Source organism: Bifidobacterium reuteri DSM 23975 (genome assembly GCF_000741695.1).
Lineage (GTDB): Bacteria > Actinomycetota > Actinomycetes > Actinomycetales > Bifidobacteriaceae > Bifidobacterium > Bifidobacterium reuteri.
On record NZ_JGZK01000003.1, the window covers coordinates 167300 to 186359 of the forward strand.

11 protein-coding genes are annotated in these 19060 nt (G+C 58.9%); 2 read left to right on the forward strand and 9 right to left on the reverse strand.

Features of this window, described 5'->3' with window-relative positions; translation table 11 throughout:
• Nucleotides 1-2 precede the first annotated feature (2 nt).
• From BREU_RS03405 to BREU_RS03445, 9 genes are all read right to left on the reverse strand, one after another.
• A complete protein-coding gene (locus tag BREU_RS03405; protein ID WP_238566990.1) occupies nt 3-2309 on the reverse strand; it encodes an alpha-galactosidase in 2307 nt (768 codons plus the stop codon).
• 423 nt (nt 2310-2732) lie between these two features.
• A complete protein-coding gene (locus BREU_RS03410) occupies nt 2733-3758 on the reverse strand; it encodes a LacI family DNA-binding transcriptional regulator (RefSeq protein WP_044088329.1) in 1026 nt (341 codons plus the stop codon).
• A 99-nt stretch (nt 3759-3857) separates the two neighbouring features.
• Nucleotides 3858-4940, reverse strand: coding sequence for a LacI family DNA-binding transcriptional regulator (locus tag BREU_RS03415; protein WP_044088332.1), 1083 nt, complete (start codon nt 4938-4940; stop codon nt 3858-3860).
• Nucleotides 4941-4976: 36 nt separating this feature from the next.
• Nucleotides 4977-7676, reverse strand: a complete 2700-nt coding sequence (locus BREU_RS03420; RefSeq protein ID WP_044095806.1) for a glycoside hydrolase family 2 protein — start codon at nt 7674-7676, stop codon at nt 4977-4979.
• 139 nt (nt 7677-7815) lie between these two features.
• Nucleotides 7816-8712, reverse strand: coding sequence for a carbohydrate ABC transporter permease (locus tag BREU_RS03425; RefSeq protein ID WP_081886525.1), 897 nt, complete (start codon nt 8710-8712; stop codon nt 7816-7818).
• Nucleotides 8709-9761 carry a carbohydrate ABC transporter permease gene (locus tag BREU_RS03430; protein WP_044088334.1) on the reverse strand — a complete coding sequence of 351 codons (1053 nt, stop codon included), beginning with the start codon at nt 9759-9761 and terminating at the stop codon, nt 8709-8711. The genes BREU_RS03425 and BREU_RS03430 overlap by 4 nt, the downstream gene beginning before the upstream one ends.
• A gap of 183 nt (nt 9762-9944) precedes the next feature.
• A complete protein-coding gene (locus BREU_RS03435; RefSeq protein ID WP_044088336.1) occupies nt 9945-11339 on the reverse strand; it encodes an ABC transporter substrate-binding protein in 1395 nt (464 codons plus the stop codon).
• Nucleotides 11340-11993: 654 nt separating this feature from the next.
• A complete protein-coding gene (locus BREU_RS03440; RefSeq protein ID WP_052382010.1) occupies nt 11994-14138 on the reverse strand; it encodes a beta-galactosidase in 2145 nt (714 codons plus the stop codon).
• Between the two features lie 213 nt (nt 14139-14351).
• Nucleotides 14352-15722, reverse strand: a complete 1371-nt coding sequence (locus BREU_RS03445; RefSeq protein WP_044088338.1) for a GH1 family beta-glucosidase — start codon at nt 15720-15722, stop codon at nt 14352-14354.
• A gap of 147 nt (nt 15723-15869) precedes the next feature.
• On the opposite strand from BREU_RS03445, the gene BREU_RS12285 reads away from it, so the two are divergent.
• Nucleotides 15870-17897, forward strand: coding sequence for a GDSL-type esterase/lipase family protein (locus BREU_RS12285; protein ID WP_238566991.1), 2028 nt, complete (start codon nt 15870-15872; stop codon nt 17895-17897).
• A complete protein-coding gene (locus BREU_RS12290) occupies nt 17894-18979 on the forward strand; it encodes a sialate O-acetylesterase (RefSeq protein ID WP_238566992.1) in 1086 nt (361 codons plus the stop codon). The genes BREU_RS12285 and BREU_RS12290 overlap by 4 nt, the downstream gene beginning before the upstream one ends.
• The last annotated feature ends 81 nt before the right edge of the window (nt 18980-19060 follow it).

The following is a 19060-nucleotide window of genomic DNA, read 5'->3' on the forward strand; positions in this document are numbered from 1 at the left end:
GCTCAGATTGCCGTGAATTCAAGCACGATCGCCTGCATGGGCCACAGGTTCGGCAGTTGCAGTCCGACTTCGGACAGAAACCGCCCAGGCGCGGTGAAGCCGCCGTTGCCGTCATCGTCCTGCGCTGCGGTGAGCCACTGCGGCGTCACCCAGCCCCAGTGCGATTCGCCGATTTCGCGGCGCATCCGCACACGGTAGGAACGGGTTGGGTCGAGTCCGGTCACCTGCAGCCGTTCGGCCAGCCAGTCACGGATGTTGTCCGTGGTGGCGATGACCCATACGGCATGTGTACGGTCCGCGTTCACGACACCGCGCGCCCGCAGCGCCTGGTCCTTGCAATCGGCATGCATGACGCGGCCGGTGTGGAGCAGTCCGCGCAGCTCTTTGTACAACGCGACGAATGATCGCAGCACGGCGATCTGCTCGTCTGTGCATTCAAGGATGTTCCATTCGAATCCGGAGCATCCGGTGAGGGAGATCGCCGCACGATAGCTCAAATCGGTGGCGCGGGCGGTGGAATGCGCGGGAGACGGGCCAACATGGGCACCGATCATCTCGGGAGGCACAATGAGTTCGGTCCAGCGTTGGATATCCACTCGGTCGCGCGGATCGTTGGAGTCGGATGCCCAGATGCGGTCGGCGTGCTGCAGGATGCCCGCGTCGGTGCGTGCGCCGCCCGACGAGCAGCTTTCGATTTCAAGGCCGGGGAAACGGGCCTTCAGCTCGTCGAACAGCCGGTAGCAGGCTTCGGTCTGCTCGTGCAGTCCGAAACGACCGTCATGCATCGGCTCGGTGACCTCGCGGTTGTGGTCCCATTTGATGTAGTTCACGCCAAGCTGCTCGACGAGTGCGGCCATCTGGTCGCGCACATGCGCGTATGCGTCCGGATTGGCGAGGTCAAGCACGTATTGCGTGCGGTATGACAGGTCCGCGCGTCCTGGCACCGCTTCCGGCGCGGCGAGTATCCAATCAGGATGTTCGCGAGCCAAGTCGGAATCGAGATTGACCATCTCCGGCTCGAACCACAGGCCGAATTCCATGCCCAGATCGTGCACATGCGTGGCCAGACCGTCCAATCCGTTGGACCAGACGGCCGGATCAACGACCCAATCGCCGAGCCCGCGGGTGTCGTCGCGTCGTTCGTGGAACCAGCCGTCATCGAGCACGAACCGTTCCACGCCGACTTGCGCCGCATGGTCGGCCAACCGTTTCAGTGTGGCCTCGTCATGATTGAAGTAGACGGCCTCCCATGTGTTGAGCGTGAACGGGCGCGGCTTTGCGGCGAAGTCCACATGTCCGGGCAGCGAGCGCAGCCAGCCGTGGAATCGGTCGGCGATGCCGTCAAGGCCACGGTCGGAATAGGAGAAGCACACTTCCGGAGTGGTGTAACTGTCGCCGGGATTCAACCGTATCTCGCCCGGGCCGAGTAGCTCGCCGGCACCGATGACCGGCTCGTGTGCGGGCAGATTGTCGATGCGGTATGTCTGGTTGCCGCTCCATGCGAGATGGCAGGCCCAGATGTCCCCGGTCTGGTTGCGCGGCGCACCGATGGATGCGATGAACATCCACGGGCTGTCATGTCCGGTTTTGCCACGTCGGCAGTCGCGCGTGATTGAACCGACCGGCAGCGGACCCGTGGCGGGCTGCTTTTCGAGCGGCCAACGTCCGGTGAATTGGGTGAGCGTATCGGCGCGTTTCGGCATGGGCAAGGTGGCGTCGAGCCAGCTGACGGTGAGCGGTTCGCCCGTGTTGGCGGCTAGCTGCGTGGAGGCCGGGCCGGCGGCTGAATCGCCTGTCGGACTTGCGGTGTTGGTAATCGTATGCCGCGCGACGACAAGGCCGGATGCGGTGATACGTAACGTCGCATCGAGCTTCAGTCCGTTGACTGCATCTTCGGCGGCGACGGCGAGCGACGATGGTCCAGCAGTGGTCTCTACGTGCGTCCAACGCGCGTACACCGGCCGACCGCCGCGCGCGCATTCCAGTCCGGCGCGGCCGGCCCAGCCTTCCGCGCCTTGCGGCAGCAACGATGGGCGCCATGCCGCATCCGGCTTGTTCGGCGGGGTGTCCTTGAGGGTCATCGCGTCAAGCGCAGCGAGAACGGACTCGTTCAGCGGGCATGCCGATGAGCCGGCTGTTGCGCATCCCGCGCAGGTATCATTGCCGATCGCGCAACCGCAGTCACCCGTCGGACCGACGATATCGCGCCCCCAGTACTCCACCTGCGGCATGTCGTCCGCCGGCGTTTTCAGTACCACGCACACGCCGCCACCACGCAACACCGTATGAGGCCCTTGGTCAAACATCATGAATCTCCTTTGTCGGCTCTCGCCATCGATCCGGATTCCACGCCGCCGCGCATTGACGCGAACAGCGGCTGCTCGCGTCCCTCCATCTCGCCGCACGGACACGAGACTAGATATGCTTGTCGGTCACTTAAGCGCAGATGAATGTTCCAACGCCCAACGCCGTGCGCCATCGGGGTCTCGAGCCCGCATATCAGCCCGCATCCAATGCAGAAAGCCACCGCAGCGCTACAGCAGCAATCTCAAATGCCAGCAATCACTATACCTTAATCGGTTAAGCGACACGCGGCTAGCGAATCCTCATGCACCGCATTTCATTGTGATGCAGCACGACTTATCATCCCGCGTCACTGATTCGTCAACAAATTCACCACACCGCAGATAGCAAAAAGCCGGCGCAAGACGCCGGCCGGACAATCATGACGATCAGGCAAGGGGTCCGCTGGATGCGCGCACGACGAGCTTCTCCTGCGGCTCCCAGACGGATTCCACTGGCTTGCCGTCGATGAGGTCGAGCAACAAGCCCGCCGCGGTGCGTCCACGTTCGATGATGTTGTGCCCCAGTGCGGTGATGCCCAGCGCATTCACCTCGCACAGGAAGGAATCGTCCCACGAGATCACGGACAGATCCTGCGGTACGTTGAGGCCGCGGACCGCGGCGACCTGCGCCCCGGTCAACGCCATGACATCGTTGTCGTAGATGATCGCAGTCGGCGCGTTCGGCAATGACAACAGACGCTCCGTGCACTTCCTGCCGCCCTCGGGCGTGTAATCGGCATGCAGACAGGTGTACTGCAGTCCCAGACGCGCGGCGACCTCCATGAACGCATTGTCCCGTATGAAGGTATGACCGAGATTCTCCGGGCCGGCCACGCGGGCAATCCGCCGATGCCCCTGATCGGCGCAATACTCCGCGATCACCCGCACACCATCTCGCTCGTTCGTGCTCAGTGAGATCAGGCCGCCGGCCAATGATTCATCTCCCATGACCACCGTCGGCATCTCGAGATGGTGGGACATCAGTTCGATGCGGGGATCGCCGAGCTCGACGTTCTGCAGGAATACACCGTCCACCGCCCCCGAGGCGATCCAATCATCAAGGATGTCGAGCTCCGCACGCATGTTGCGAGACGAACGAATAAGCAACGAATAGCCGGCCTCCTCAAGCCTCGCTGTTAAGCCGGTGATGAGCTCCATGCCGAACGCCTCGACAGACAGTACGGCGGGATCGTAGGTGAGCACCAGGCCGACGGAATTCGTGCGCGCGTCGGAAAGTGACTTGGCGGCCTTATTGGGGCGCCATCCCAACTGGTCTGCGACCTTCAGCACCTTCTCACGCGTTTCCTGCGAAACGCCGGGTTTGCCGTTCAACGCATAGGACACCGCACTGTTGGAGACACCCGACGCCTTGGCGACGTCGGTAATGGTCACTTTCGCCTTCGACACGACAATCCTCCTGCAATTCCGTCACGTTCTTACGACGTCATCACTGGCCTCTGACAGATCAAAGATCTCCCAGCTGCGAACAAAACGCTACTCACTACTTACTACTTATTTAGACAATAACAAGTTCTTTACCGGTTCACCATCCCCAATCACCGCATTGTGGACGATTGTCCGCTTCGGACGCCCAGTCGAGTCACGGACAATCATCGTATCGTCGGAGGCGGTGACGGATTTCACCTGCCGCCCCTCAACCATGTCGATGATCGCGCGGGCCGCCTTGCGCCCACGTCCGAACACATTACGATTCAGCGAGGTGACGCTCGGATCGGCCATCTCGCACATGAAGGTATCGTCCCACGAAATCACCGACAAGTCCTCCGGAACGCGCATACCGCGACGACGTCCCACATCAATGGCCGTAACCGCCGCCGCACCGCTGTCGCATACAATGACGGTCGGCGGATCCGGCAACGACAGCAGCTGCTCGATGCTCATGCGGCCCTGCGCCGGAGAATAATCGGTATGCAGACAGCGGTACCGTATCCCAGCGTTCATCGTCAGCGACACGAACGCCTTGTCCCTGACGAGCGTATGCCCCATCATTTCGGGACCGGCCACACGAGCCATGCTGCGATGCCCGAGAGCATGGCAATAGTCGACAACGAGACGCGCAGCCTCCTCCTCGTCGTCGGACAACGTGGTCAGCCCGCCCGCCATCGAGGCGTCGCACAGCAGCAACGCAGGGAATTCCGTATGCTTCCTGAGCTCGGCGATGCGAGGGTCACCGAGCTCAACGTTCATCACCAATAGTGCGTCCACGGTGGCATCGGCGATCCACTCTTGCATGATGGCAAGCTCATGGAGACGGCTTTTTGCCGACCTCAGCAGGAGCGAATACCCCTCCTGTTCGAAAACCGTCTCCAGACCGGCGATGAGCTCCAATGCATACGATTCCACAGACAGGACATCCGCGGAATAGGTCACAATCAGTCCGATGGCATGGGCGCGCGCCTTCGACAAGGCTCTCGCAGCGCTGTTCGGCTTCCAGCCGAGTTCCTGCGCGGCATGTAGCACCCTGCTCCTGGTGCGTTCCGAAATACCCGGCCGTCCGTTCAGCGCATATGATACCGCGCTATTGGATACGCCCACGGCCCGCGCCACGTCGCTGATGGTCACCCTGCTTTTCATGATTGTTCCCTATTCACGTCAGAATGGTCTGCGCTCTCAGACGAAAATCTTGAGATCGTTTGCGCATCGCAGCACATTCGAAGCGATGAACGCGGCCGGATCAAGTCCGGCGGCCGCCATGATATGCCACGTCACCGATTCGCCCGGCAGCAACGTCACCATGCCACCGTCGATACGCGCATCCTGATCGACCTTATCGACCATGCAGAACACGTCGCGCGCGTATGCCTTCGCGGTTACGGTCAAATCATAGGCCATCATCCATAACGGCAACGGTCGCTCGAATGGATTGCGGTCGAGCCGCTGATCGATCACATCGGCAGGGTTGCAGATCACGCGAGCGAACTGCGCACCGGCAACGCCATCGGCCGCAACCGGCGTCGCGACCAGAATCTCACCGTTCACGTCACCGAATCCAGCTACCGCTTCATCAAGTGCGAGCGCAACATGACCCGTGGCCTCTACGGTCACATCGGCAAACGTTTGCGAGGCAAGCACTTCGCCTGCAAAATCGCGACGTTCAACTGTCCACGTACCGGTCCAGGAGTCACGCGTATCGTTCGCGACCAGCAGCTCCAGATGGTCCGGCGCAACCGGCACACCTTCCCAGCTCTTGTCTTCGCGCGCCTTGTCGGAAACGCGCGGCTGGATCGTGGCAAAACGCGGCGCGAAGAAGTCACGCGAAGCGTACCACAACGGCTTGCGATGACCGTAATAATCCACGGCGGCCCACGACACGACCGGCCAGTCGTCGTTGAGCTGCCAGATCAAGGCACCTGCATTGACCGGTTCAAGCGAACGCATATGCTCAACGCCGAAGCGGATCGCCTGCGCCTGCTGCAGCTGGCATGCCCAATGCCAGTCTTCGATATTGCTCCAGTCGTCGGTCGGGATAAGCCAGTTTCGTGTACCGTCTGCGTTGTAGCTCACATCGTTGATGTTGCCCGGGGTCAGATGCGAGCGCATGCCGCGCGCCAGCTTGTAGTTGCCGCCCATTGCCTTCTGATGCACGAGCATCTGCTTGCCGAACGGTTCAAGCTTCTCGTCGTGCACCACGCGGGTGAGCGTGCTGAATGCCGGCGGTGCCTGATAGCCGAATTCGTCGGCGAAGCGCGGCGTGTAGTCGGCGTACTTGCGGTAGTCGACGCGGTTCCACACATCCCAGATGTGCATAGTCCCGTCCACGTCCTTGTTCGCGTCAACGAATGGCGTGAAACTCATCGGGGAGCTCGGCAGGTAGACGTGCGTCGGGTCGAGCTCGGCGAGCAACTTCGGGAACAGGTCGGCGTAATAGTAGTCGCCCCAGCCTTTTTCGCCATAGCCATACGCGTTCGCGGGCTTGTCGTCGTCACGCAGAGCCTGCTTGAAACCACCCCACTCGGAGTAGGCGACATAGTTTTCGTTAGAGCCGTTCCAGACGGTCAAGCTCGGGTGCGAGCTCAAGCGGTTGATGTGTTCGCGCGCTTCGGCTTCGATTTCGGCGCGAGTGCCGGCATCTTCCGGATAAGCGGCGCAGGCGAGCATGAAGTCTTGCCAGACCATGATGCCAAGTTCGTCGGCCAGATCGTAGAATTCGTCGGATTCGTAGATGCTACCGCCCCACGCACGCACCATATTCGAGTTGGATTCGACTAGGTCATTGAAACACTTCGCGTAGAAAGCGCGGTCGGCGCGAGACAGGAAGGCATCGACCGGCACCCAGTTGTAGCCACGTGCATGCACGGGCACGTTATTGACGTAGATCTGGAACGGTCGACCGATTTCGTCGGCGCGAGTATCAACGTGCACCGTACGGAAGCCGACACGACCGGTCCATTCGGCCGCATTCTCGCCAGCTGTTACAGTTACGTCGTACAGCGGCTGCTCGCCGTAGCCGATCGGCCACCACAGTTGCGCATTCGGCACAACGGCAGTCAGCGTCGTCGTATTGCGACCGTATTCAACCTCACCGTTTACAGTAACGTTCGCACCGAATCCAGCGATTGTCACACTCACCTGAACCGGCTTCTGCTGCGTGTGAGCATCGGCCGAAGTCATCACGCGACCTTCGCCTTCGCGCTCAATCTCAACCGTGGTTTTGAGTACACCAGTACCATCCGAAAGCACGTCAACCAGCGGACGCACCGCAGCAAAACGCACGCCAGACCACGAGTCGATGCCGATCTCACGCCACATGCCAGCGTTGGCAACGTCAATACCCCAGTCCCATCCGAACTGGTAGCTTGGCTTACGCAGCTGGTTGAACGCATGATGCTCGGTGTGCGGATAGTAGCCAAGTTCCTGCTCACGACGATCAGACTCACGCACGGACGATGCGAACGTTACCGTAAGCGTATTGATGCCGTCGCGCAGCTGACCGCGCGCATCCCAACGATACGAACGATGATAGTTCTGCGAGAAGCCGACCAACTGGCCGTTGATCATCACTGTGGCAACCGTGTCAAGACCGTACGCAACCAGATCGTGGCGGGTCTGCCCATTTGCGTGCCATTCAAATTCGGTTTCAAACTGCCAGTCAACATCGCCAATCCACTGCTGATGGTTTTCGTTGTCGCCGTCGAACGGTTCGTCGATCAGACCAGCTGCGAGCAGGTCGAGCGTAACCTCGCCAGGGACTGTGGCCGGAATGCCAGCGGTGATTGCAGCGCGCAGTTCTTCAGGAGCAACCTGCGGGTTAAGCGCGCGAACAGTCCAGCCTTCGGTGAGCGAGCGGAAGGTGTTAGGAGTATGGGTCATGGGAAACATCCTTGTGATATGAGTCGTTTGTCGTTCAGCTATGTAAGCCGATTCTTCATCATGAGCTATGCAAATCGTGAGACTTGCCGATGATATGCGTGAGGCTTCCGTCGGCGCACACCGACGGAAGCCAACGGAATCACTCCTTAACAGCACCGGCGGCAATGCCGTTGTAAATCTGCTTCTGGAAGATCAGGAACAGAACCAGCATCGGCAGCAACGTGATGACCACGCCGGCGCAGATCAGGTTGTACTGGCTGCCCATCGGGCCAGTGAACGAGTATAGCGCGATCGCGACGGTCTTCAGGCTTTCCTTCTGCAGGTACAAGTTCGAGGCATAGTACTCGTTGTACACACCTACGCCCTTCAAAATCATGCAGGTGACGATAGCCGGCTTGAGCAACGGCAGCAGGACACGCGAGTAAATCGTCCAGTAGGAGGCGCCATCCATAATGGCAGCCTCGTCAAGCGAGGTGGAGATGTTCTCGAAGTACTGGATGAACACGTAGATGGAGATCACATCAGTGCCGCACATCATGAGGATGTAGCCCCACATGGTGTTGACGGCGTGCATCTGAACCATCATCTTGTACATCGGGACCTGCATCGCGATGCCCGGAAGCAAAGCAGCCACAGTGAACAGGCCGCGAATCACCGCGTTACCGGGGAAAGTGAAGCGGGAGAGCACATAGGCGAGCATGGTGCCGATAAGCGTGGTGATAATCAGCACGACCACAAGCACAGTGAACGAGTTGCGGAAGGCGATTGCCATGTTCGAGGCCTTGAACGCCTGCACATAGTTGCCGAAATTGAACCAGTTCGACGGCATGGTCATCACGGACGTGGACTGGTATTCCTTGGTGGTTTTCGCCGCAGTCACAAAGCAGCTCACCAGCGGAACAACCATCCAGAAAGCCACGAAGATCAGCGAGAAGTACTTGAAGAACACCAACACGCCTTGCTTGGCCTTGTACCAGAAGGAGTTGCTGCGCGCCAGGCTGCGCGCCTTGGCCTGTGCGACAACGTCAGTCATCATGCCACCGCCTTTTCTTTGGAGTTACGGGAGCCGTTGCGGACAATCGGAGCGTTCTTCAGCACCATCTTGCGACGCTGCCTTTCGATTTTCGCGGCTTTCTTCTTCGCCTTGGCGACGCCATCGTCGGCATCGCGGAATACGTATTTGAAGAACATCTGCTGGAGCAACGCGCAGATGAGGATGATCATCAGCAACACCACAGCCATGGCGGATGCAAGGCCGACCTTCTGGCTACCATGCGCGAGCTGATCCATAAGCACGAAGTACGTCGCGGTACCGTTTGCACCGGTGGTGATCACGTACGGGCCTTCGAAGGCGGAGAGCGAACCGGTGATCGACAGGATGATGTTGAGCACGAGGATCGTCTGGATGCCCGGCAGGATGATGTGCTTGAATTGCTGCCACTTGTTCGCACCGTCGATTTCAGCCGCCTCATACAGCGTCTTATCGACCGACATGATCGCGCCGATGAACAGGATGACGTTCTGGCCAAGGTATCGCCAGATGGATGCGCCCACCAGCGACCAGTTGTTGATGCTCTGATCTTTCAGCCAGTAAGGCAGAGCGTCGAGTTGGAAGCCGCACCATTGGAGCACGGTATCGAACACGTATCCGCGAGTGTAGAAGAACTTGAAGATGAAGCCGACCGCGATGCCGTTAATCAGATACGGGAAGAAGTAGACAGCCTTGAAGATACCGCCACCGCGCACCTTGAACGCCAGCATGGTGGACAGGTACAGGGCGATTGCGACCTGGATAAGCGCTCCGGCCATGTAGTACAGGCTGAGTTTGAGCGAAGACAGCGTATCCGGGCGGGTGAACACTTCAATGTAGTTCTGAAGTCCGATCCATTTCGGAGTGCCGATGTACTTCATCTTGTAGAAGCTGTAGCCCACCATGTTGAAGAACGGCAGGTAGGTGAAGAAGACGAGCAGAGCGAGCGGAATCGCGGAGAATGCAACGATGATTCCGGTTTTACGCCAATCTTTTGGCTGGATATTGTCGGGAATATCGACGGCTGCCGTCGTTCCCGCTGCTGACGAGGCCATAGGTCCCTCTCTTCGATGTATTCCTCGCCTGACCTGTGCGATACGACTGGGCGGGGAGTTTGGCTGATATTGGGGAAAGTCTGGTATGGGATGGATTCGGGCAGCCTCGGCGTGGTTGCTGACGACTGCCCGAACAATGGATGAGGAGTATGTGTCAGGAAGTTACGTGGTTAGGATGCGCGCTTACTTGACGACCGTGGTGTACTTGACGTCCACGTTCTCAGTTTTCAGCGCACCGTTCCACTTTTCGTTCCACTCCTTGACCAGATCATCGTAAGACTTGGTCTTGTTGGCCGCGTTTTCGACGATGGACTGGATGCGAGCGTCGCCGGCAGCGTTGATGTTGAGCTCGGAATCGGAGTTGAGATCGTTGAACAGATCTTCCTCGCCTTCGACAGCCGGTTCATCTTCGACGAAGGTCACGTCTTTGAACTCGGAATAGACATCCGGCAGCGTGGAGTCGGACTTATCGACCGGCAGACCGCCTTCGTTGGTCGCGAAGTGGGACTTTTCAGTCATCCACTTGATGAAGATCATTGAGGCTTCCTGATTCTCCTTGGAAGCATCCTTGTTGATACCGTACGCATAGTCAGCAGCAGAGGAAGTGTACTGCTTGCCGTCAACAGTGATCGGGAACGGCATGTAGCCAATGTCATCAGCGTTTTCGCCGACCGACTTGATCTGAGAGACGGCCCAAGAGCCGAGCACCATGGTGCCGATCTTGCCGGAGTTCATCTGAGTCTTGGAGCCTTCCCAATCAGTGGTGGAGAAGTCGTCTTCAATCAGACCATCAGCCACGGCATCGTACAGAATCTTGTACACGTTGTACGCGTGAGTGCCGTCGCCCGGGTCAGAGAACGGGTCCTGCGTGTGCAGCAGCTCCTGATTCATGTACTTGGCGTCGCCAGTAGCGTTACCACCGATGTAGGCATCCCATGCGCCCATCGTCCAGCCGGCCGCGTAGTTGGTGTACAGCGGGATGGCGTCAGTCTTTTCCTTGATGAGCTTGAGGTCGTTGATGAACTCTTCTGGAGTCTTCGGATTCTCAGTGATGCCGGCGGCCTTGAATACAGCCTTGTTATAGACGATACCGACCGCGTTACCGGTCGAGGAGATGCCGTAGACGTTGCCGTCGTAATGCTGGGCATACACGTAGTGGATTTTATCTTTCAGATTATCGACAGTGCCGAAGGGCAGGAAGTAGTTCTGCAGCTCGGAGGCATCGACAGTTGGAATCATCATCATGTCGCCCCAGTCGCCTCCCTGCAGACGGGTCAGTGCGGAATCGGCGTAATTGGTGCCGCCTTCGACCTTAACCGTGATGTTTGGATACAACTTGTTGAATTCTTCAATGTACTGCTTCCACGTCGTACCGTTGTAGGTGTCCTGCAGCATATCGGTACGCTGGCTGTACAGGTTGACAGTGGTCTTGATGTCCTTGCCAGTGGTGCCGAGCTCGATCTTGTCGTAAGTCAGGTCGGTGCCATCTGCAGATCCACCACCGGCGCCGCAAGCCGCCATGCTTACCATGCACAAGCCGGCGGTAGCTGCAGCCACAATCTTCTTGAATGCTTTCATTACCTGTCTCCTTTGTCAGCTTCACAGCTGAAGCGGTGAAGAGATGATTAGTCCCTTTTCCTTGTTTACGCAAGCGTTCAGCAATGAAGCGCCGCGATGTACAGCACCAGGAACCTTACTGCCGCTTAGCATTAAAGCTCTTTTGCGCTGTTGGTGAATAGAATAACACCGCACCTATGCGTTTGTCAACCGGTTAAGTATTCGGGTTAACACAATTCCGCCACAACAGGACCAAGTCATCTGCAAGCACCTTACTGCGCATCTTGGAATCGTTGCAATTATTGACTTTTCAGTATCTACTCGTAGCTTCATGCCAGGCACATCACAGCTGAAATATTCAGTGAAAACCGTCATGAATCCGGCGTGTTGCACTGTTATTGGCTGGTGTATATGGATTTTTATGCAAGCTCGTACTTAAGCGTTTATGTATTGCTGGTCTATACTGCCATTCTCAGGCATAACTACACGTCCATGGAATCGCTCAGCGCCCATCCAGCAGCAACGTCATTAAGCCATTTTGCTTAATCGCACCATGTGAGGGCCACTACACGATGGGGGGGTGCTATCCACGGTGTTGGATAGCACCCCCCATTCTGCAATCGCCCTCAGCCGATGCTCGGCACGGAGAATGATCGAATAGTCAGGCGAGAACCATCAGGCATGGGATTCGATAAGTACCACACCGTAAGGTTCGAGCGTAATAACGGAACCTGAAGCAACCGTAGGAGCCGCATCGCATCCGGCTTTATTCACGCCTTCGGTGCCATCCTTCGCCTCGCCGCTCGTCCTGCCAGCACCAGCAGTCTCAACGCCTGCGAGCAGGTCAATGCCATCACACGGGGCAACAACCGTTTGTACATGCGCAGTAGTGTTCAGCATGAACGTGAACCGCGTACCATCGGCAGCAACTCGCGTAACAATCTCCGTACCATCCGGGCTAGGCGTCGCTTGAATACCTGTACCGGCCAGCACATCATCCACAATCATGCGCGTACCATCGGCATCAGGCATCGTACCAACGTACCAGCAACGACCGTCCCCAAAACCATGCGCAGTAATCGCCGGCGTACCCGCATAAAATGCGTCACCGCCATAGCGGGCCAGTACGCGCGTGCCATCATCCTGATGCAGAATGTCACACAGAAGTCCGCATGTGCCGATTTCCTGCGCATCGTCGGTCAGCTTGGCATCTGCGCAGTCTCCCACGACCAGTGGCACAGCCATATCCGGAGGCAGCGCGTCGGTTTCCTCAGCCCATACGCCGGCCACATCGCGTAGCGGCACCGGGCATTCGCCTTGGAACAGGTTGTCATGTTCGTCCACCAACGCCGACATCGTAGTCAGGAGCAGGCGCCCGCCGCCGTCCACATACTCGCGCAACGCGGCAATTGTGTCGTTTCGCATCATATACAGACACGGCGCCAGCACAACATCGTAATCGCTTAAGTCAGCGTTCAATGGCACCACATCAACCGCAATGTTGCGTCGTGCAAATTCGGCAAAATACCGTTCGCACTCATCCACATAATCAAGTCCACGGGTCGGTCCGACGCATGCTTCAAGACCCCACCAATTCTGGAAGTCGAACAGCACAGCAACTCGCGCCGTACTACGTGAACCAAGCAGCCGCGAACCAACCGCCTTCAGTTCCCCACCAAGCTGTGCAACCTCACGGAACACACGCGTGCGATTCGACCCATCGATATCAATCACCGCACCATGGAACTTTTCGCAACCGCCACGCGACCGGCGCAATTGGAAGAACTGAACCGAATCAGCACCGTGTGCAACCGCATGCCAACTCATTTCGCGCATTTGGCCCGGTGCTTTGAGATAGCAGTATTCTTGCCAGTTTTGGCGGCTTGGCGTCTGTTCCATCAGCAAGAACGTTTCGCCATGTCTGATGCCGCGGATCACCTCGTGCCAGAATGCCGTACTCGACGGCTTCGTATCACGCTGCGGATAGCAGTCCCACGAGGCGATGTCGAGATCGCCTCCCCACGCTTGATAGTCGTAGTTGTCGAAACGCCACATAAAGTTCGTGGTAGCCGGCGTGGTCGGATCAAACTCACGAATCGCCAACTTCTCAAGATGATATGCTTCGCGAATCGAATCGCTGAAAAACCGCCGATAATCAATCGTGTAGCCGGGAAGCACGGCACGGTTCCCGTCGATGCCGTCTCCGGCGAAATCAGGAAGGCCGATTTCATCAAACGAATGGAAGGTGCCGCTCCAGAATGCCGTGTTCCATGCTCCATTCAGCTCATCGATCGTCGCATAGTGTGCGCGCAGCCACTGCCTGAACGCTTCAGTACAACGTTCGCAGTAGCAGTACCCGCCATACTCGTTGCTCACATGCCAGCCGACCAGGTTCTCAAGATGGCCGTATCGTTCGGCGAGTTTGCCGGCGAGCGCCGCCGACAGCCTGCGATAGACGGGACTGTTCGGACACGCGTCGTGACGCTCCCCCTGCCGGTGTTTGCGCCCGTAGAAGTCGACGCGCTCGACTTCGGGGTACCTGAGCGACAGCCATGAGGGCAACGCTCCGGTGGAGGTCGCCATGATGATGCTCATGCCGGCCTCGGTGACCGTGTCCACGATGCGGTCGAGCCGGCTGAAATCGTAGGTTTCCTCGTCGGGTTGCAGGCTGGACCAGGAGAACACGTTAAGCGTGACCTCATTGATGCCGGCCTCATGGAACAGTTCCATGTCCTTGGCCCAGATCTCCTCGGGCCATTGTTCCGGGTTGTAGTCGCCGCCGTACAGCATACGCCCGTCGACTGCTGACACCATTGTCATATCGAAGTCCTTTCGTAGGGATGGCTCGATGTGCAGGACGTCATCGAACCGAAGAATGTGGCGTATGGATCATGCAGTGCACGGGCAGAAACGCCCGTGCACTGCATGAGTGGCGGAACTCGCTCGTTCAGCGTGTGCTGAGCGAGCGAGTTCCGCCACTCACATCAAAGGAACATAGAAAAAGATAGCCGCTTCAATACCATCACGGCATTGTCACAGCTTAGGCAGCTCACGGGTTGCGATGAGCTTCCTGTACCACTTGAAGCTGTCCTTCGGGACACGTTCCTGCGTCTCATAGTCCACATAGGTGATGCCAAAGCGCTTGGTGTAGCCGAACGCCCATTCGAAGTTGTCGAGCAGCGACCAGACGAAGTAGCCGCGCAGGTCGACGCCGACCTCCATCGCGCGGCGGGCCGCGTCGAAGTGCCGAGTCAGGTAGTCGATGCGCTTGTCGTCGTGCACGGCCTTGGTGCCGTCGGCTTCGGTGACCATCTCGTCTGCGCAGGCGATGCCGTTCTCGGTGATGAACAGCGGCATCTCCGGATAGTTGTCGTGTACACGCACGAGCATGTCGTACATGCCGTCCGGGTCGATGTTCCAGCCCATTTCGGTGTGTTCGCCGGGGGTCGGCAGCCAGTCGATGTCGCTGCAGCCGGGGAATGTGCTCGCCGCGGTGGACTGGGGGAACTGCGGACGGTCGCTCATGGCGACGAGTCCGGTCGAATAGTAGTTGATGCCGAGCATATCGATCGGCTGATGAATCTGCTCGAGATCGCCGTCCTTGATGAACGACCAGTCGCAAATGCCCTTGGTGACGGCGAACAGCTCGTCCGGATAGTAGCCACGCAGCATCGGATCGAGGAACACGCGGTTGCCGATCAGGTCGGTGCGATGCACGGCATCGGCATCGCCACGGTTGATCTGCAGGTTGAGGGTAACGGCGATCTGTGCCCGTTCACCGAGCTCGTCGCGAAGAGTCTCGGTCATCAGGCCGTGGGCGAGGTTGAGATGGTGCACGGCCTCGAACGCGACGGGGCCACCGCCCATTCCTGGCGCGTGCTCGGTGCCGCCGTAGCTCAGGTAAGAGGAGCACCAGGGCTCATTGAGCGTGATCCACGTGTCGACTCGGTCGCCGAGTCGTTCCGCCACGCGGCGGGTATAGTCGGCGACACGATAGGGGGTGTCACGGTTCAGCCATCCGCCCTTGTCCCCAAGGTACTGGGGCAGATCCCAGTGGTAGAGCGTGGCGACGGGCTTGATGCCGTTGTCGAGCAGCTCGTCGACCACGCGCTCGTAGAAATCGAGACCCTGTTCGTTGGTCGGTCCGCCTTCGGTCGGCACGATGCGGGGCATCGCGATGGAGAACCGGTAGGCGTCGACGCCGAGGTCCTTGAGCAGGGCGATGTCCTCCTTGTACCGGTGGTAGGAGTCCGTGGCCACGTCGCCGGTGTCACCGTTGACAGTGTGACCGGTGTGGGAGAACGTGTCCCAGATGGAGGGGCAGCGTCCTCCCTCATGCACCGCACCCTCGATTTGGTACGACGCCGTGGCGGTGCCGAACATGAAATTTGCTGAAAGCGTCATGTGGACGGTCCTTTCATGATGATGTGTTCGTGACGGAAGCGTTGCTACGCGTCCATTGCCTTCGTTGGCGACCGAATCAACCGATGATTCGTTTCGTCCGCAATGAGTGTATCATATTCACATGAAGCGGTTAAGGTGTTGCGAGTCTTGGATTATAAACTAAGTCGCAATATCGATCCGAACCACTGCATCGACGGACTGAACACCATCAATGAGGAGCATTCGATGACAATGTCGTGCGCGGACAAGAATTCCGCATTACCGGAGGCGAAGAAGCCCATCACCATCTTCCCCAACAACCCGGCCATCCGAACCATGGGACGCATCGATGACGACAATCCGGAGCGGCCGGTATGGGTATATCCCTACACTCAGGCGGCGTTCCGGTTCACCGGGACATCGCTGACCGTGACGCTCATCAACCATTGGTGTTATGGCGATAGCCATATCGGTGTCATCATCGACGGAGCGGAAACCAAGGTTCGTATTCCCTCCGGCGCCGATGGCGCACATGGGGCATCCTACGGGCCTGTCACACTCGCACTGGCCGAGCATCTCCCCGACATCGTGCATGAGGCCGTGGTGTTCAAGCGTCAGGACGGACAGCATTACCTCGAACTGCTGGGATTCGGCGTGGACGCCGGCGCGCAGGTCATGCCGCCGACTGCCACGGAACCGTCACGCCGTATCGAGGTATTCGGCGACTCCGTGTCCTGCGGCGAACGGAACGAGGCCATCCTGTACGCCGGCAAGGGCGATCCGGACGTCGATCTGAGCTCCTACAGCGATTCATGGCGTTCGTACGCGGCGATTACGGCGCGTGCACTGGGGGCTCAGGTCCATGTCACCGCTCAGGGCGGCGCGTCCCTGCTGGATGGCATAGGCTGGTTCAACGGGCCTGACTACATAGGCATGGAAGGCATTGGGGACCGCATCGAGTACAACCCCGTGCTTGGCGCGGCCAAACCGTGGGATTTCTCCCGGTACTCGCCGCACGTGGTCGTCGTAGCCGTCGGACAGAACGACTCTCATCCTCATGACTTCATGGCCGACGACTATGACGGCGTCGAGGCCCGGCATTGGCGAACCCGGTACGTCGATTTCCTGCGTGCCATCCACGGAGTGTATCCCCAAGCGACGCTGATATGCACCACCACCGTGCTATACCATGATCCGTCATGGGACCGCGCGATCGATGAGGCCGTACGCACGTTCAATGAGTCAATAGGCAATGACTCCGTCGTATCATTCGGCCACACGACCGTAAACAATGTCCCCCCGATGAAGGCAGGTGCCATCGCCCACCACTTCCTGTATTCGCGCAACGGGTCGGCGACTCCCGGGCATCCACGAGTGCCGGAGCATGAGGAGATGGCGAGGGAACTCGTCGAATTCATCGGCTCGCTCGGTGACGGTATCTGGGCCGATGAGACGAAAGGGCGTGAGATCATGACAGGCAACGGACAGACGGCTACAGGACCGGCACCGGGGGCCAATGCCAGCGGGGTCGACGCCAGCGGCATCCAAGCCGCGGCGGACAAGCCCACCGGTGCCGCCGAACTGAGACCGGCGGCGATCTTCTCCCACGATATGGTCTTGCAACGGCGCCAACCGATTCCCCTGTTTGGCACGGGACAGCCGGGTAGGACCGTCGTGGTCACCCTTACCTCGGACGCTGAGCAGACGCCTATACACACATCATCCATGTCCGATACGGACAGCGTCACCGGCATGGGAACCATAGATGCCGATGGCGACTGGCTCATCTTCCTGCCAGCGCTGGAAGCCGGCGGACCGTACACGCTCACCATCAGCGACCGCGCAGACATCAGCCTTACCTATCTCAACGTAATGGTGGGCGAGGTATGGATTGCCACAGGACAGAGCAACATCGAATTCGAGCTGCGCAACGACCTGCACGCGCGCAGCACCATGGCAGAGTCGTCCGACTCGTTGCTGAGGTTCTTCAATGTCCCGAAGTCAGGGTTCGTGGACGACGACCTCATCACAGCGGAGGATTCCTCGTCGTGGCGCGCGTGCTGCCCTGATAGCTGCGGCACGATGTCCGCGATAGCGTATCACTTCGCGCATCGGCTACGCCGCGACCTCGCCTCCGACGTGCCTGTGGGAATCATCGACTGTTATGTCGGAGGCACGTCGTCTCGGCGTGGATGAGCGAGCGTACGTTGGCGTCGCATGCGGCCGGACGCGGGTATCTCGAACGGTACCATGCACAGGTCGATGGTAAGACCGACGCTGAATTCCACGCAGAGACCGAGGATTGGCAACAACGGTTCGACAAGTGGAACGTAGAAATCAGTGCCGCACAAGCCGCTGAACCGGACATCACCTGGGACACGCTCAACGAGCGGTATGGTCAGTGCCCATGGCCTCCGCCGGTCACACCGTTCTCCCAATACCATGTCACCGGGGCGTTCAATGCCATGGTCTCGCGCCTGGCACCATTCGGAGCACGCGGCGTGCTGTGGTATCAGGGGGAAGAGGACGAGCAACATCATGAGAGCTATCGGGACCTGCTCAAGCTCATGATCGGCGAATGGCGAGGTCTATGGAAGGACCGGAATCTGTCGTTCCTTATCGTGCAGCTGCCGCGCTGGATCGATAAGAGCGTATATGAGTCCGGGATCGATCCGATGTTCTGGCCGCATATCCGTCAGGCGCAGGTCGACGTGGCACACGACACCGAAGGCTCCTACCCGGTGATCACATTCGATACCGGCGAATTCAACAACATCCATCCGACGGACAAACGTCCAGTCGGCGAGCGGGCGGCGATGGTGGCCGAGGAGCACGTCTATGGCATGGATGTTGCCGCTGACGGACCGACGGTTACTGAGGTCTCCCGCGACCTTGGCGGCCTTCCCGCACAGGAGCAGCCACAGAAGCTGCGCGTGCAGTTCGCCCATGCACGAGCACTGCGATTCGACCGGTGGAACGGCTGGGATGACGACGTTCATCGCATGGCCGTCACCTCAAACATCACAGGCGTGATGCCTCAAATGCCGGCCTCGTTGCCGTACGACCGGATGCCGGCTGGTTTGTCCGGGTTTGAGGTGGCGGGGATGGATGGTGTCTATCATCCCGCTGACGCACGGATTGACGGCGATTCGGTAATCGTTGAATCCGATGCCGTCGCCGAACCCGTGGCGGTGCGTTACGGCTGGTACAGCTGGGGGCCGGCACCGTTGTTCAATGGGGATGGCCTGCCGTCCGCGCCATTCCAGTCGCGGGTCTGAACAGCCAGGATGGCGCCGTAGCGCCAACTTGAACCCGGCACGGCGCATCGCCTATAATCCGCCGACACGATCGCTACGATT